The organism is Ureibacillus sp. FSL W8-0352 (assembly GCF_038004345.1).
Taxonomy (GTDB): domain Bacteria; phylum Bacillota; class Bacilli; order Bacillales_A; family Planococcaceae; genus Ureibacillus; species Ureibacillus thermosphaericus.
This window is the reverse complement of the sequence record NZ_JBBOQT010000001.1, coordinates 2,359,900-2,376,077: the sequence shown is the minus strand read 5'-3', so window position 1 is coordinate 2,376,077 and position 16,178 is coordinate 2,359,900. Positions and strand designations below refer to the sequence as shown.

Annotated in this window: 13 protein-coding genes and 1 riboswitch; of the genes, 6 read left to right on the top strand and 7 right to left on the bottom strand. The window is 35.7% G+C overall.

Annotated features, from left to right (window positions below; genetic code table 11):
• Positions 1–38: 38 nt before the first annotated feature.
• The gene (locus tag NST98_RS11990; protein ID WP_340715212.1) at positions 39–1,490 is read right to left on the bottom strand and encodes a hypothetical protein; all 1,452 of its coding nucleotides are present in this window, start codon (positions 1,488–1,490) and stop codon (positions 39–41) included.
• 254 nt (positions 1,491–1,744) lie between these two features.
• Between NST98_RS11990 and NST98_RS11985 the strand changes: the two genes are divergently transcribed.
• Positions 1,745–2,674, top strand: coding sequence for an AEC family transporter (locus NST98_RS11985; protein WP_340715211.1), 930 nt, complete (start codon positions 1,745–1,747; stop codon positions 2,672–2,674).
• Positions 2,675–2,863: 189 nt separating this feature from the next.
• Here NST98_RS11985 and NST98_RS11980 read toward each other — a convergent pair whose 3' ends face one another.
• Positions 2,864–4,366: a catalase gene (locus NST98_RS11980; protein ID WP_016837596.1), complete on the bottom strand. Its 1,503-nt coding sequence runs from the start codon at positions 4,364–4,366 to the stop codon at positions 2,864–2,866.
• Positions 4,367–4,728: 362 nt separating this feature from the next.
• Between NST98_RS11980 and NST98_RS11975 the strand changes: the two genes are divergently transcribed.
• Positions 4,729–6,573, top strand: coding sequence for an SLC13 family permease (locus NST98_RS11975; protein ID WP_168412479.1), 1,845 nt, complete (start codon positions 4,729–4,731; stop codon positions 6,571–6,573).
• A gap of 38 nt (positions 6,574–6,611) precedes the next feature.
• Here NST98_RS11975 and NST98_RS11970 read toward each other — a convergent pair whose 3' ends face one another.
• Together NST98_RS11970 and NST98_RS11965 are read right to left on the bottom strand one after the other, a co-directional pair.
• The gene (locus tag NST98_RS11970) at positions 6,612–7,166 is read right to left on the bottom strand and encodes a restriction endonuclease (protein ID WP_340715210.1); all 555 of its coding nucleotides are present in this window, start codon (positions 7,164–7,166) and stop codon (positions 6,612–6,614) included.
• A gap of 71 nt (positions 7,167–7,237) precedes the next feature.
• Complete coding sequence (locus NST98_RS11965) at positions 7,238–8,437, bottom strand: CynX/NimT family MFS transporter (protein WP_340715209.1); 1,200 nt, start codon at positions 8,435–8,437, stop codon at positions 7,238–7,240.
• 199 nt (positions 8,438–8,636) lie between these two features.
• On the opposite strand from NST98_RS11965, the gene NST98_RS11960 reads away from it, so the two are divergent.
• The 4 genes from NST98_RS11960 to NST98_RS11945 all read left to right on the top strand — a co-directional run bounded on the left by NST98_RS11960 (position 8,637) and on the right by NST98_RS11945 (position 13,180).
• Entirely contained in the window at positions 8,637–10,082 is a 1,446-nt protein-coding gene (locus NST98_RS11960; protein WP_340715208.1) for an amino acid permease, read from the top strand.
• Between the two features lie 115 nt (positions 10,083–10,197).
• Positions 10,198–10,899: a hypothetical protein gene (locus NST98_RS11955; RefSeq protein WP_340715207.1), complete on the top strand. Its 702-nt coding sequence runs from the start codon at positions 10,198–10,200 to the stop codon at positions 10,897–10,899.
• A gap of 149 nt (positions 10,900–11,048) precedes the next feature.
• A riboswitch (purine riboswitch) is annotated at positions 11,049–11,150 on the top strand.
• 121 nt (positions 11,151–11,271) lie between these two features.
• Positions 11,272–11,844 carry a xanthine phosphoribosyltransferase gene (locus NST98_RS11950; protein ID WP_096549892.1) on the top strand — a complete coding sequence of 191 codons (573 nt, stop codon included), beginning with the start codon at positions 11,272–11,274 and terminating at the stop codon, positions 11,842–11,844.
• A 37-nt stretch (positions 11,845–11,881) separates the two neighbouring features.
• Positions 11,882–13,180, top strand: a complete 1,299-nt coding sequence (locus tag NST98_RS11945; protein WP_096549891.1) for a nucleobase:cation symporter-2 family protein — start codon at positions 11,882–11,884, stop codon at positions 13,178–13,180.
• Positions 13,181–13,263: 83 nt separating this feature from the next.
• Here NST98_RS11945 and NST98_RS11940 read toward each other — a convergent pair whose 3' ends face one another.
• From NST98_RS11940 to NST98_RS11930, 3 genes are all read right to left on the bottom strand, one after another.
• The gene (locus tag NST98_RS11940; protein WP_340714449.1) at positions 13,264–13,407 is read right to left on the bottom strand and encodes a hypothetical protein; all 144 of its coding nucleotides are present in this window, start codon (positions 13,405–13,407) and stop codon (positions 13,264–13,266) included.
• Positions 13,408–13,910: 503 nt separating this feature from the next.
• On the bottom strand, positions 13,911–15,299 hold the full coding sequence (gene fumC / locus NST98_RS11935) for a class II fumarate hydratase (RefSeq protein ID WP_340715206.1): 1,389 nt from the start codon (positions 15,297–15,299) through the stop codon (positions 13,911–13,913).
• A gap of 263 nt (positions 15,300–15,562) precedes the next feature.
• A complete protein-coding gene (locus NST98_RS11930; RefSeq protein ID WP_340436310.1) occupies positions 15,563–16,117 on the bottom strand; it encodes a DUF1273 domain-containing protein in 555 nt (184 codons plus the stop codon).
• Between the last annotated feature and the right edge of the window lie 61 nt (positions 16,118–16,178).

Below are 16,178 nucleotides of genomic sequence, written 5' to 3'. Positions count from 1 at the left end.
AATCGTCCCAAAGGTAATGGTTATTACTTTTGGGACATTTATTTTTGTACAAAGTTGGAAACGAAATTTCGCAAATCCTCAAAATCTTCTTGTAGTATTAAGTATTTTATATAGATGTTGATTAATTGTTCAAACAGTTCAAATTGTTCTGTGGCGAAAAGAGCTTTCAATAAATTGCAAACATGTTGGGATGTCATTTTAGCAATAGGGTAGAAAGGACTTTCACGCTCTTTATATTGTTTTAGCCATTTTTCGATGGATTGTAATACGTGCTGAGGCGAATGATCAACGATATAAGCAATATCCCGTTGCACGGTTGCTTCAATTTTAAGCAATAAATCTTTATCGAAGGCTTTTGCATTTAAAAAATCATACATGCTTGTACATGAAGCGATTTCATATTCTTTCATCAATTGCAGCACATCGAAATATTGTTCGTTTTTTACAAGAGCATCAATGACAATAAAAAATACTTGTTCTAGGTAATTTTTATCGTATCGTTTTACTAACGATTGTGGCTCAGGTTTTAAGTTAGGTAATATTTCTCCATATTCTATTAATAATTCGATGGAATGATTAATTAAACGATCATTCATGATTAAATATTTTCCATGAGCAATGGTTTTTTCCGTATCAAAATGCTTTGCTCCATCAATTGCTAAAATATACGATAGTAAAGTTTGTTCTTTCTCGGTCAGTGCCCATTCTCCAGATTTCCACGTTCTAATTACATCCGATATCAATTTATTGATTTTTTTATAGTGCCGTTTTCCTCCCATAAAATGAAGGGAGATATTTAATAAATGAAACTCTTTTAACAAATAGGAACGTGGATTTTTATAATCAATCTTTTGAATGAATTTATTCATTGTTGTGACCACTTGATTTTTCGTTTGAAAAGATTGAATTAATTGCTTAAATTGATTCATTAAATCAAGGGGATTTTGAATCGTATGTAATGGTGTTTGTAAGAAAATTGAATAAATTTTTTTGGCATACAAATAACGCCAAAAGTCAGGTTTCTGATTATATAGTATATGTATGAAATATTTTCTTCCTATTTTATATAAATGAATTTCATTCAATTTAGTAATTGATTTTGAATAATTCGACTTTTTCCCAAAAACTAATTCAATAAAATGTGAAAAGTTAAAAACATTTTTCATGAGTGCATGCTCGAATATTAATTTTTTGCTAGTTGGAGATGAGAAAAATGCATCGAGTTTCTTTTCAACGTTTTGCAAGTCTATATTTGATAACCGAAACATTTCTTGTGTAAATAAATCCATTTTTCCCCAGCTGTTTTTAATGGTGATATATATAATGTTTGCTGCTTCTGTTTTATTGAAAAGAATCTGTTTAAGAGGGATCACGTTGCCAAATATTTTTTCGTCAATTTCATAACTACTAAGCTGTTCAATCGCTTCTTCAAAAGGTATACCTATCTGACCTTTCGTCTTTTGAAAGAGCAGTTCGTCGAATTTGAGCATGCTGCCTCTCCTCCTAAATCACTTAAGATGAATATACCAAAGATTAGAAATAAAAAAAATGCAAAAAAGATTTACCTTTTAGCTAGTTTTGTTTGCTATTCATGTTGAAATAGCCATCATATTGCATGTATCACTGAAAACCAATTGGTGAAGAATCAATCTCTTAGTAAGACTAGCAACTCGAAGAATACGATACATTTAGTATAATGTAATATTGAATGAAGCCACCCATCTAAACTAAGCGAGGTCGCAAAATGTACTACTTATCAATGATTTTTTTCCAAATTGTTGCACCGATTCTTGTATTGCTTGTAGTAGGTGCATTGTTACAGAAGAAATTTCAATTTAACTTAAAAGCATTGTCTCAGCTCGTTACATACTGTTTTATGCCAGCAGCAGTCTTTGTCAATATATATGAAACGACAATTGACATGTTGGTACTTGCACAAGTAGCAATATTTATTGTTTTGTTTATTGGAAGTCAAATGCTGATTAGCCATTACATAGCCAAACTATTAGGTCTTAATCGTTTAGAATCGGCTGTCTTCAAAAATAGTGTTGTGCTCATCAACTCTGGGAACTATGGTATACCGGTTGCACAAATGGTTTTTGCTACTCAACCGATTGGGGTTGCCATTCAAGTAATTCTCGTTATTTTCCAAAATATGACCACGTATACTTACGGCTTGTACAATTTAATTTCTGCGACAAATTCAGGGTTGGAAATTTTAAAGGGCTTTTTGAAAATGCCGATTGTTCATGCATTAATCATTGGGATTATTTTAAATATCGCAGATTTTGAAATTCCCCAAACTTTTCGCATTCCATTGGATCATGTTGCGGAAGGATTTATTGCAGTTGCTTTAATTACGTTAGGGGCTCAATTATCCCAGATTGAAATACGCACAATTATTAACAAAACGATTATTACAAGCTGCTTTACGCGACTAATACTAGGCCCAGCAATTGCACTACTAATCATTTATCTACTTGGAATCGATGGGGTCGTTGCAAAATCTCTATTTATTGCAAGCGCATTTCCTACATCCCGCAACAGCTCAAGTCTAGCTTTAGAATATGATGTGGAATCCAATACTGCCGCACAAACGGTTTTATTCTCTACGATTGTAAGTTGCTTTACGGTAACAATCGTGATATATCTATCCAACATTTTTTTTGGATAAATGAATGTTAAATGAAAGGTCTAAACTACCCCAAAGTGTTAAATCAATTTCAGGATTTCAGGATAGTGATGACAAAAATAAATCCTACCTTGCCGATGATGGTAAGGTAGGATTTTTTATCAATGATTAGTAGATTGATAGATTCATTTGTAAGCGATTTGAAATAGGTTATTTGAACAGTATAATTAATTATTTTTTGACAGAATCTTTATATGGATTTGTTAAATCCATTCCATCTAATGATAAACCAAGTGCTTTTGCAACGCCTTCACCATAAGCAGGGTCTGCTAAGTAGCAGTGTAAAATATGGCGGCGTTTAATATGTTCTTCTACTCCTTCCATAGCGCGAGCCGTATTTTCAAAGAGTCGTTGTTGTTCTTCTGCAGTCATGATGCGGAACAGTTTTCCAGGTTGTTCGAAATAGTTATTGTCATCTTCGCGGAAATCATAAATATCTGCATCTCCCTCAAGAGCTAAAGGTGGCTCTTTCAATTCAGGATGATGTTGCCATTCGCCGTAGCTGTTTGGTTCGTAGCTCAGCGTGCTTCCTAAGTTGCCATCAAAGCGCATTGCACCATCGCGGTGGAATGTGCGGAATGGACATTTTGGAGCGTTAATAGGAAGTAAATAATGGTTTACTCCTAAACGGTAACGTTGTGCATCCGCGTATGCAAAAATACGAGCTTGTAACATGCGGTCTGGTGAATAACCGATACCAGGTACGATGTTTGATGGTGAGAATGCAGCTTGTTCTACATCTGCAAAGTAGTTATCTGGATTTCGATTTAATTCGATTTCACCAACTGGAATGAGAGGGAAATCTTTTTTGTACCATACTTTTGTTAAGTCGAATGGATTGTAAGGCATTTCTTTTGCTTGTTCTTCAGTCATTACTTGGATGTACATTTTCCATTTTGGATAGTCACCATTTTCAATTGCATTGTAAAGGTCGCGTTGATGAGATTCACGGTCTTTACCGATTAATTCAGCTGCTTCTTGATCTGTTAAGTTTTTAATCCCTTGTTGTGTTATGAAATGGAATTTAACCCAAACTCGTTCGTTATCTTCATTAATAAAGCTGTAAGTATGAGAACCGAATCCATGCATGTTGCGGTAGCTTGCAGGGATTCCGCGGTCGGACATTGTAATTGTCACTTGGTGTAATGATTCAGGAAGCAGTGTCCAGAAATCCCAATTGCTATTAGCATTGTGCATATTTGTACGAGGATCGCGTTTTACTACGTGGTTTAAATCGATGAAGTGCAATGGATCGCGGAAGAAGAATACAGGTGTGTTATTACCAACTAAGTCCCAGTTTCCTTCTTCAGTATAGAATTTGATTGCGAAACCGCGGATATCGCGCTCTGCATCAGCTGCACCACGTTCACCAGCAACTGTAGAGAAGCGAATGAATAATGGGGTTTTTTTCCCAACTTGAGAGAACATTTTTGCTTTCGTGTATTTTGTAATGTCATGCGTTACTGTAAATGTACCATGTGCCCCTGAACCTTTTGCGTGCATACGGCGTTCTGGAATTACTTCACGGTTGAAGTTCGCAAGTTTTTCAATTAACCAAACATCTTGTAATAAGACAGGTCCACGTTTGCCTGCTGTCATAGAATCGTGGTTGTTCACAACGGGTGCACCATTTGCTTTTGTAAAGAGTTGGCGTTTATCGTTAATATTAGTCATATCATTGTACCTCCTAAATTGTTCTTCGCTTATGTATTAACTATAACAAATCTAAATAAAAATTTCTACTAAATTAGAATAATTATTTTTAGAAATAATTTATAAAGAGGTAAATATTCTAATCTGAATTGAATTCCTTCAATTACTTGAATGTAACAAAACATAGTAAAAAAGTGAAAGAGAAAAAATGAATCTAAAAATGGTTGTATTGATTCTATACATGACAAAATAATTGATAATGAATAAATCTAAATGAAAAATTATTGTATTCCAGTGAAAAAAGATATTTATTGCAGTACAATGAACTATTGTGTGGTTGATTAAATATAAAAATGTACGGTATGTGATTAAGGAGTATTCTTATGCAATTGATAATTACCTTTACCCTTTTAGTAGTAACAATATTCCTGTTTATATTAAATCGTTTTCGGGGAGATTTAATTGCTATCATGGCGCTACTTGCGTTTGTCACTTTGGGAATCCTTACACCACAAGAGGCGTTGGAAGGGTTTTCTAATTCAGTTGTCATCATGATTGCGGGGTTATTTATAATCGGAACAGGATTAATGCGAACTGGATTAAGTGGTATGGCAGGAAGATTGTTATTGAAGTGGTCTGGAAATAGTGAATTAAAATTGTTTGTATTACTTCTTCTCATTGTTGCGGTTGTCGGTGCTTTTATGAGTAATACAGGTACGGTGGCATTAATGATGCCGATTGTAGTAAGTATTGCATTAAGTATTCAAGTAAGTCCATCTAAGTATTTATTGCCACTATCTTATATGGCCAGCATGTCCGGCCTAATGACGCTCATTGCATCACCTCCAAACTTGATTGTTAGCCAGACTCTTGTGGATTATGGATTTGACAAGTTGGGTTTTTTCGCCATTACACCAATTGGGATGATTGCAGCGGTAGTGGTGATCCTTTATTTAGTATTCGTGCGAAATAAGCTGCTACCAAATAAAAACAAAGGAATTAGTTCAAATAACGCTTATCAGTTGTCTCCGGAGAAGATTGTAGAAGAGTATCATCTAAACGATAAATTATTTAAAGTTTACGTTCCAATGAATTCAAAAATTGTAGGGAAGAGCCTTGCTGAATTGAAATTGCCTTCGACATTCAATGTATATGTGATGAAAATACTGAAACATACAGAAGGACCAAAAGTATTTTCCTATCCTCATCAAATGGTAGCAGGGCCTAGATCTATTATCCATGCTCGAGATGTATTATATGTTCAAGGGGAGCAAGAAGATGTATATCACTTTGTAAAAGATTGTGGTTTGGTAGTTCGTGAATTTGATCGAGAGGAATCGAATGAATTAGTTTCAAAAGATATTGGTGTAGCGGAAGTATTATTAACTCCTCATTCAAGACTGATTGGAAAAAAAGTTGGTGAAATTGGATTTAGGGAAAAATACGATGTAAATATAATTGGAATTAATCGAAAAGGAGAATATTTCACAGAGAACATTGCTTCTCAAAGGCTTCGTTTTGGTGATGCAATTTTAGTTCAAGGAACTTGGGATGCGATTGAATTTTTATCCAAGGAAACGCAAGATGTAGTAGTAGTTGGACAACCAAAAGAAATGGCTGGACACATTGCAGCAACAGGAAAAGCCAAAATAGCAGCTGCCATTTTACTCTTTATGGTTGCATTAATGGTTTTTGAAGTGTTCGATGCGGTAATTTGTGTATTAATTGGAGCAGTGTTAATGATTATTACTGGTTGTTTACGGAATGTAGATGATGCTTATGATCAAATGAATTTTGAGAGTATCGTATTAGTAGCGGCAATGTTACCGATGGCGACAGCGTTAGAAAAAACCGGTGGAATGACGCTGTTAGCAGATGGCATTATACATGTATTAGGTGGTTTTGGCTCTTTTGGTGTATTAGTAGGGGTTTATCTACTGACCATTGTATTCGGACAATTTATTAGTAATACTGCTACTGCTGTTTTGTTTGCTCCAATTGCAATGAATGCCGCTTTGACGATGGATGCAAACCCATATACATTTATGATTGCAGTTGCCGCTGCAAGTGGAATGGCTTTTGCGACACCAATTGCTTCACCAACGAATTCATTAGTGTTAACTGTGGGAGGCTATACATTTACGGATTTTTTAAAAATCGGAATACCGTTACAATTGATTATGCTTATTGTGATGATGTTTGTTATTCCTTTTATATTTCCATTATAAGAAAAGGAGTGCGTCATCAAGAAGATGATGCACTCTCTTTATTTTGAATCTAAAATGATTTCAATCAATTCATCGCGATCGATTAAATATACATCGTTTGATTCTGCTAATTTTTGTGCTTGTTTTGTATAATAACTGTTTGTAATAACCCAAGCTTCTGTTGCATCGTACATTTTTAAAGCACCGATTACTTCTTGGACTGCTTTTACACCTACACTTCCGGCATATCTTTTCGCCTGAACGGCAATCGTATTTTCTCGGTCCTGTAAAATGAGGTCAGCGCCATAATCACCAGAGGTCTTTGTATACGTTACCTTAAAGCCACGTTTTTTAAAAAGCATGCCTAAAAACTCTTCAAATTCTTCGCCTGTCATTTCATCTATTTGCTTAATACCGGCTTTTCGAAGGCGAAAAAAGCCTCTTGTTTTCCACCATAATTTTATAAGGAAAGCAGTGAATAAAAAAATTCCTAATGAAATCAGTGTACCTTTCCAAGTTCTTGTAAAGTACCACCCGATGCAACCTACGAATATAAGCAGAAGCCTAAACAATGCACGAGTAAATCGATTTTTCTTTTTAGTTCTCTTTGCCAACAGTCTTAACCCCTTACTGCAATTCTCAACCTATATAGTATCATAAAAAAGGGTACGTATGTTTGTGTTTGTTAAATATAACGTTTTTTTGAACTGATGAAGGAAAATATAAATAAAATTATAGAAGTTGCAATAAACAGAATATTCGGCACTGTCCAGCTACCTGTTATTTCTTGAATGAATCCGAACAAAACGGGGCCAACTGCAGCAATTAAATAACCAAAAGACTGAGCAAATCCAGAAATTTCAGATGCTTCATAAGCGTTTCTGGTACGCAATGTAAAAAGCATTAAAACAAGCCCAAAGGAAGCACCTGCCGCAAGTCCTAAAAGCATCATCCAGATGAGTATGGCATCTGTCCATTGGAATAATAGACCACTAAAACCGATGAGATAGCATAGAGTAAAGAAATAGACAATTGGCTGCTGAGATGATAATTTTTCAGCTAGTATTGGAACAAAAAATGTCATGGGCATTTGTGAGAGCTGAAAAACAGATGCCATTAAACCAGCTTTATCTAAACTGAAACCTTGTGATACTAAGATTTCTGGTATCCAAGCAGTGGAGCAGTAAAACAATAAAGACTGCATTCCCATCGCAATTGCAATTGCCCATGCGAGAGGGGATTTCCAAATTCTGTTCCCCAATTTGGCCTCTTTTTCTGTTTTGCCTTGTTCAACGTGCTCACTGCGCAGAATGGGAATCCAAGCAATCATTGTAAGCAAACCGAAAATAACAGTACATCCAAGAGCACCTTGCCACCCAGCATGTTCCGCAATAGGTTGGCTAAAAGCGAGAGATGCTGCGGCTGAGATGTTCATCGATACAGTATATATTCCCATTAACAATCCGACATGATATGGATATTTTGCTTTAAAAAAACTCGGGAACAATACATTTGCAAAAGAAATAGCAACACCTATTAATATCGTACCGATAATAAGTAAGGGGATATTTCCGGCTGATCTCAAAATAATTCCGATTGTTAAAAGAATCAATGAGTAGAACAAGGTATATTCCATGCTAAATTTACGTGAAATCTTTGGTGCGAAGGGAGAAACAATAGCAAAAGTAAGAAGCGGAATCGTCGTTAAAAATCCTGCTAAAGTATTGGAAATGCCTAAATCCTCTCGAATATAGGAGATGATAGACCCAACTCCCGTTATCGGAGTTCTTACGGTCGTAGCGAAAAACATGATGGCTATGAAAAAAATAAAGGTTGTAAAAGTAAAATGGAGTTTTTTAACAGAACTTTCTTGTTCTATCTTCATAAAAAAGACCTCCAATAATTCAAAATAACCAAAATAGTGTTATATTAATAAAGTGCCTTCTTGAACAGATACAAGAATAATAATACCTTTCAATTGTAAATTTTGGTAGAAGAATGCTTTTTCAATAATACCTAAAAAAATTTTTTCAATAAGGAAATAATGTAAGAATAGAGTAATTGGAGTTAAAAGGAGATTTACCATGGGAAAAGAGATTGAAAATGATAGACAACTGAGACGAGGATTGAAAAGTAGGCATATTACAATGATTAGTTTAGGAGGAACCATTGGAACAGGGTTGTTTCTAGCCAGTGGAGCATCCGTTGCCCAAGCAGGGCCAGGGGGAGCTTTAGTAGCGTATGCCTTAATCGGGTTCATGGTTTATTTTTTAATGACAAGTTTAGGGGAAATGGCTGCCTACATGCCTTCTTCAGGTTCATTTAGTACATATGCAACAAAATTTGTGGATCCTGCCTTTGGATTTGCAATGGGGTGGAACTACTGGTACAACTGGGCAATTACAATTGCTGCAGAAATTTCAGCTGTAAATTTAATTATGAAATTCTGGTTCCCTAATAGTTCATCAGCTTTGTGGACAATCCTTTTCATTGTAGTCGTATTAACTTTTAACATATTATCAGTCAATATGTATGGCGAAAGTGAATATTGGTTTGCCATGATTAAAGTAGCCACAGTGATCATCTTTATTATTACTTCCTTCTTAATGATTTTTGGCATTATTGGTGGAGAGCCAGTCGGTTTAACAAATTTCTTTATAGATGAGGCTCCGTTTAATGGTGGTTTTCTAGCGATATTCGGAATCTTTTTAGCTGCGGGATTTTCTTTCCAAGGAACAGAATTGTTAGGAATTACAGCTGGAGAGACTGAAGATCCTGGGAAAAATATACCGAAAGCTGTACGTTCGGTATTTTGGCGTATATTACTATTCTATATATTAGCCATTCTTGCAATTGGATTATTAATTCCTTATACAGACCCACGACTATTATCAGAAGATGTAGCGGTATCACCATTTACTTTAGTATTCGATAAATTAGGGATTGCCTTTGCTGCTTCTGTGATGAATGCCATCATTTTAACTGCTATGCTTTCAGCTGGGAATTCAGGTTTATATGCTTCTTCACGTATGTTATGGCAATTGGCTGTAGACGGAAAAGCTCCGAAGATTTTTGCCAAACTAAATCGTCGAGGTGTACCAATTTATGCCTTACTTGCAACTCTTGCAGTAGGTTGTTTAGCCTTTCTATCTTCCTTCTTTGGGGATGGAATAGTTTATATGTGGCTATTAAATGCATCTGGGTTATCAGGTTTTATTGCTTGGGTTGGTATTGCCATTAGCCATTATCGATTCCGAAAAGCATATATTAAACAAGGAAGAGACTTAAATGATTTACCTTACAAATCACCTTTATATCCATTTGGGTCACTGTTTGCATTAACTTTATGTTTAATCGTCATTATTGGGCAAAATTATACGGCTTTTATCGGAACAATCGATTGGTATGGAATTGCGGTTTCGTACATCGGAATTCCTTTGTTTATCATCTTTTGGTTAGGGTATAAGATGAAACACAAAACAAAATTGATTCCGCTTGAGGAATGTAATTTAGATGTAGAGAAAAAGTAAGCCAACAACAAAAGGATATATAAGAGGCTAAATCTGTTGTTATAATGGGAAAAATGGAAAGTTTTAAGGGTTTTTCTGTCTAATCAAGTGAAAAAGATCAAAAGACTGGTAAAGGATGAGTAAAATGACGGTCTCCGTGGGTTTTTTCAGAAAAATATACGAATGGGTTGTGGATGGGCATTCTGACGATATTCAATATCGGCCATTTCAAGTGGATGGGAACCCTTATAAATCGAGAGTATTTTTAGTCGGTTTATATCCGGAATCACTAGCTTATTTTGATTTAAATGATATAAAAATGTATGCTGATTCACTCGTTGATGGAGAATTGTTTGAACAATTAAACGGACTTGAAATCATTGCAGCTTCTCGGGAATATAAAGGTAGCTTGAATTTTGCACAATGGATGAAAAAAGAATTTAATGAAAACGTTGTTTTGACGAATGTAAATTGTCTTCTTGCAAAGGATTATAAACAGTTTAAGCAAATGAAAAAAGAAAATCATTTACTATATCTCTCGGGAAAACAGTTGTTTGAAAAAGTGCTGAATGAATTTTCACCAGAAATTATCATCATTCAAGGTTCTAAAGCGTTTGATGAATTTCGAGAAATTTATCAAGAACGTTTGATTCATAAAGTAGAAACGTTTGAGACAGGTACTGTACAAGAACTTGAAAAATTAGGAGTTATTGCAGAATATCCCCTCGAAAACGGTGAGAATGTCAAAGTTATTGCATGCCGTAATATGTCTTACTTTGGCAAAGAAGGAGCAGCGTTTGGAACTGTAAAAGAAGTAATTGGCCGCCTGTTGAAATAGTTTTTTGTGATAGTTTAGAAAAAACAGAAAATACGAACAATTTATCTGCTTGTTAGTTGAAATTTCACCGATTTCCGAATAATACATGTGTTTATTTTAAGAAATATCTTGCATTCGACATATGACGTGTTTATAATAATAAACATTCAAAAATAAATAAATACCACACTCATATAATCGCGGGAATATGGCTCGCAAGTTTCTACCGACTTACCGTAAATAAGTCGACTATGAGGGGATTGTCTAGATTTGTCGGATGTTAGTACATATGCACAAGTCTATGTGCTTTCGATATACTCGAAAGGCTTATTCCTCATAGGAAAGGTCTTTCGAGTTTTTTTATTAAAGAAATGATGAAAGGGCGAATTTTTAATGGATTTGTTAAAAGAAAAAATAGCTCAAGAAGGGAAAGTGCTTTCGGACACTGTGCTAAAAGTGGATTCTTTTTTAAATCATCAAATTGATCCGCTTTTAATGAGAGAAATTGGCGAAGAATTTGCGAATCGATTTAAGGATGTAGTGATTACAAAAATTTTAACAATTGAATCTTCCGGTATCGCACCTGCGACGATGTTAGGTTTGACTATTGGTGCAGAGGTAGTATTTGCACGCAAGAAAAAATCTTTAACTTTATCTGAAAATTTATATACTTCGCAAGTTTACTCATTTACAAAACAAGAAACAAACGAAATATCCGTTTCAAAAGACTTTTTATCCCCAGACGATAATGTGTTAATCATCGATGATTTTTTAGCAAATGGTGAGGCGGTAAAAGGATTATTGGATATAGCTAAACAAGCAGGGTGTAAAATCGTTGGAGTTGGCATTGTGATTGAAAAAGGATTCCAAAATGGTGGGAAAGCGTTGCGAGAACAAGGTATTCGTGTAGAGTCTTTAGCCATTATCAAATCTTTAAAAAATAACACAATCGAGTTTGCTGAATAATTGATTGTTTAATTATTTCGAGGAGGAACATGATTTCATGACGAATGGAAAAGCAATTACCCTAGGTATACAGCATTTATTAGCGATGTATGCTGGAGCTATTTTAGTACCGTTAATTATTGGGAGTTCATTAGGGTTTGATGAGCAGCAGCTAACGTATTTAGTGGCAATTGATATTATGATGTGTGGCGTCGCTACCTTGTTACAGGTAATGAGGGGGAAAGCTTTCGGAATTGGTTTGCCTGTCGTATTAGGATGTACATTTACTGCGGTATTTCCGATTATTTCAATTGGCCAGAGTAAAGGTATCGGTGCGATTTATGGAGCTATTATTGCTTCTGGATTTCTTATTATTCTCATATCAGGAGTATTCGGAAAGTTAGTAAAATTTTTCCCTCCTGTTGTGACAGGTTCTGTTGTTACAATTATCGCAATTTCATTAGTTCCAGTTGCCATGAATAACATGGGCGGAGGACAGGGAGCACCAGATTTTGCTTCGGCTTCCAACCTTACATTAGCGTTAGTTACTCTCATAATGATCTTATTGATTTATAGATTTACAACAGGCTTTATTCGTTCCATCTCCATATTATTAGGCTTAGTGTTCGGAACAATTATAGGTATTTTTATGGGGAAAGTTGATTTTTCGCCTGTATTAGAAGCAGGATGGTTCCATATGGTACAACCATTTTATTTTGGAACGCCAACCTTCGACTTGGCTTCAATCCTTACAATGACGCTTGTTGCGATGGTTTCGTTAGTAGAATCGAGTGGTGTTTATTTTGCATTAGGCGATATTGAGAAAAAGTCAATTTCAGCAAGTGATTTGGCACGCGGCTATCGATCAGAAGGATTGGCTTCAATCATTGGTGGAATCTTTAATGCATTTCCATATACAACGTTTTCACAAAATGTTGGATTAATTAAAATGACAGGGGTAAAAGATCGAAAAGTCATCATTATTACTGGGGTAATGCTCGTTGCTTTAGGCTTTTTACCAAAAATCGCAGCACTAACAACAATTATTCCAACAGCTGTACTAGGTGGTGCTATGCTTGCAATGTTTGGAATGGTATTGACGCAAGGTATTACAATGCTTGCACCTGAAATTTTGAAATCACCAGAAAACACGATGATTGTCGCAATTTCTGTAGCTTTAGGTGCAGGTGTTGCATTTGTACCAAATATTTTTGAAGTATTGCCAGGTAGTTTATCCATTTTAACGTCTAATGGAATTGTTTGCGGTTCGTTATCAGCGATTGTGTTAAACATCATATTTAATATGATTGGTCCAAAAAAAGTAGATTCCATGTATGCAACAACAGCAGAAGAGTAATATAGAAAAATCGAGTAGGAGGGAGTGATTAGCTCCCGTCCTCTCACACCACCGTACGTACGGTTCCGTATACGGCGGTTCAATTAAGATGATTGACGCAAGTTTTCATAACTTCCGTGAATAGCTGTTCTCTTTATGCCAGTGGTCACTCCACCCTCCAAGAGGACTCCCACGGGATTCACCGCTTCCTTCCTCAAGTGAGGTACTATGTTTTCTGTGTTCATCATGACTCACTGAATGCCAAGGGCTATTCTCTCTTAATTGTTCGGTCCTTCTTAGTAGTTCTAAACCAACTAATACTATGACCTCTGCTGACTTCTGACGGTTCAGCTACTTATCACTAAGTAGGTTATGAAGCGAACTTCACCTATCCGCCAGACCTCCCCGGGTAAGTACATGCACTTTCACACCATCTATCCGCCTCATTTACTCGATATGACCTTCGACAGAAAGAGCTTTGTTTTGTTTCGCAAACTCACTCAATCATACCTAGCCTTATATGAGGTTCGTGTTCCTCGGACCGGTGTTTTGCCTCCAGCTTCCTTCAGATTCCGCGTCACCACGGACACCCTTGCTCTTGGCTAACCTCTACTTCTGTCTTCGGGGTTCGGGACTTACACCCTATAGTTCATGTACATGCCGGGCGCACGAAATAACCGACGAGCCAATTGCTCGTCGGTTATTTCTTTTTAAGGGGTATGTTAAGGGATGAAAACACAAATTTAGAAATTTAAGCATTTGGATAAATCATCTTTTTCGGATTTACATATTCATCGAATTGTTCTTCTGTTAGTAAGCCAAGAGAAAGTGCAGCTTCTTTTAAAGTAGTGCCTTCCGCATGTGCTTTTTTCGCTATTTTTGCTGCATTTTCATAACCGATGTAAGGATTTAATGCAGTAACAAGCATTAAAGAATTTTCTAAGTTGCGCTCAAGTACTTCATGGTTCGGTTCAATGCCTATAGCACATTTGTCGTTGAAGGATTTCATTGCATCAGCTAAAAGTCGGGCTGATTGAAGGAAGTTATAAATAATGACAGGTTTAAATACGTTCAATTCAAAGTTTCCTTGACTAGCAGCAAAAGCAATCGTTGCATCGTTACCGATTACCTGAGTAACAACCATCGTCAAAGCTTCAGATTGAGTAGGATTTACTTTACCAGGCATAATCGAACTTCCTGGCTCATTTGCAGGAATAATAATTTCACCAATACCACTACGAGGGCCGCTAGCAAGCCATCTAACATCGTTCGCAATTTTCATTAAGTCTACAGCTAAGGCTTTTAAAGCACCATGTGCAGCAACAATTTCATCGTGGCTTGTTAATGCATGGAATTTATTTTCAGAGGAAACAAATTGTTTACCTGTTATTTTACTAATTTCGTCTGCCACCATGTCTCCGAATTTTGGATGAGCATTGATACCAGTACCAACTGCAGTACCACCGATGGCTAAGCTCTTTAAATACTCGGTATTATGTTTAATCATTTGTTCTGAGCGTTCTAGCATATAGTACCAGCCGCTAATTTCTTGTCCAAGTGTTAAAGGTGTTGCGTCTTGTAAGTGGGTACGACCAATTTTAATAATATCTTTGAAAGCTTCTGACTTTTCTTTTAATGTATTTTTCAAAAGTTGTAATCGAGGTAACAAATAGTCTTCTACCATTTCAACAGCAGCGATATGTAATGCTGTCGGGAATGTATCGTTCGAACTTTGACTCATGTTGACATCATCATTTGGATGAACTTTCTCCGATGATCCTTGTTCAATTAATAATTGATTTGCACGGTAAGCAATAACTTCATTCACGTTCATGTTAGATTGAGTACCGCTACCTGTTTGCCAAACAACTAGTGGAAATTGGTCATCCCATTTACCTTCTAGAATTTCATCTGCTGCAGAAATTATGGCATCTGCTTTTGCTGGTGGCAATTTATTTAATTTTTTATTGGCGATCGCTGCAGATTTTTTTAGTATTGCAAATGCTCGAATGACTTCTATTGGCATTTTTTCATCGCCAATTTGGAAGTTTTCTTTACTACGTTGTGTTTGAGCGCCCCAAATCTTATTTGCAGGTACACGGACTTCACCTAACGTATCTTTTTCTATACGATATTCCATTTTGTACAACTCCTTTGTATTAGTATATGTATTTCAAATAAAAAAATAGTATTGATTATAGAATTTTGGCTGCAACATAATAGTTGCAGCCTAGAAATGTCTATATATAGGGGGATATAGACATAATTTGGAGAAAATAAAATGGAAAATATTGTTCCCGAGATATATTTTGGGGGGGTTCAGCTCGGAAATTTTCTATTTACGATAATGATAATCATTATCAATTAAATTGTCAACAGGAAATTCAAAAAAATTTGAAAAAATCACCATTCAGCTCTTTCTAATTCTTCTGCAATGATTTGCAAATCGTAAGACGTAATCACAAATAGCTCATATGGATTGCGTTCCATGTATTTCTCAACCAGTCGCTTTAAATATTTTGGAGATCCTTCATGTTCTTCATCATAGACAAGTAATAGGGCATCGGTATTTTGAATAATAAATTTATCTTTTTCAACAAATTGCCAAGGTGCTTCATATGGTTTTTTTGTTATACTTGTCACAAAATCTGCTTGACTAATAATGTAAGCGTATTGTTGTTGTCTTTGTTCATTCCAATTTTTCTCGATATCTAAAAAAGGTGTAATAACGGAATATTTCAATTGAGGAAATTCATTTTTTAGTTCAATGACAACTTCTGCAGTCCATATTTCAATACCGAGTTGTCCACTGACGACGACCCATTCTAATCCATCCTCAATCATACTTCTCAATTCATTCTCAATGGCTTTTTTTATGATTTGAATGCCAGGATGTTTTTCTTTAAATATACATAATTCATGGGGTCTGTATCCTGACACATAAAGCGATTGAATCATTCTAATCCCTCTCTTAATATAAGGAATAGTTTTGCTATATATTAATTGAATCATAATGTAA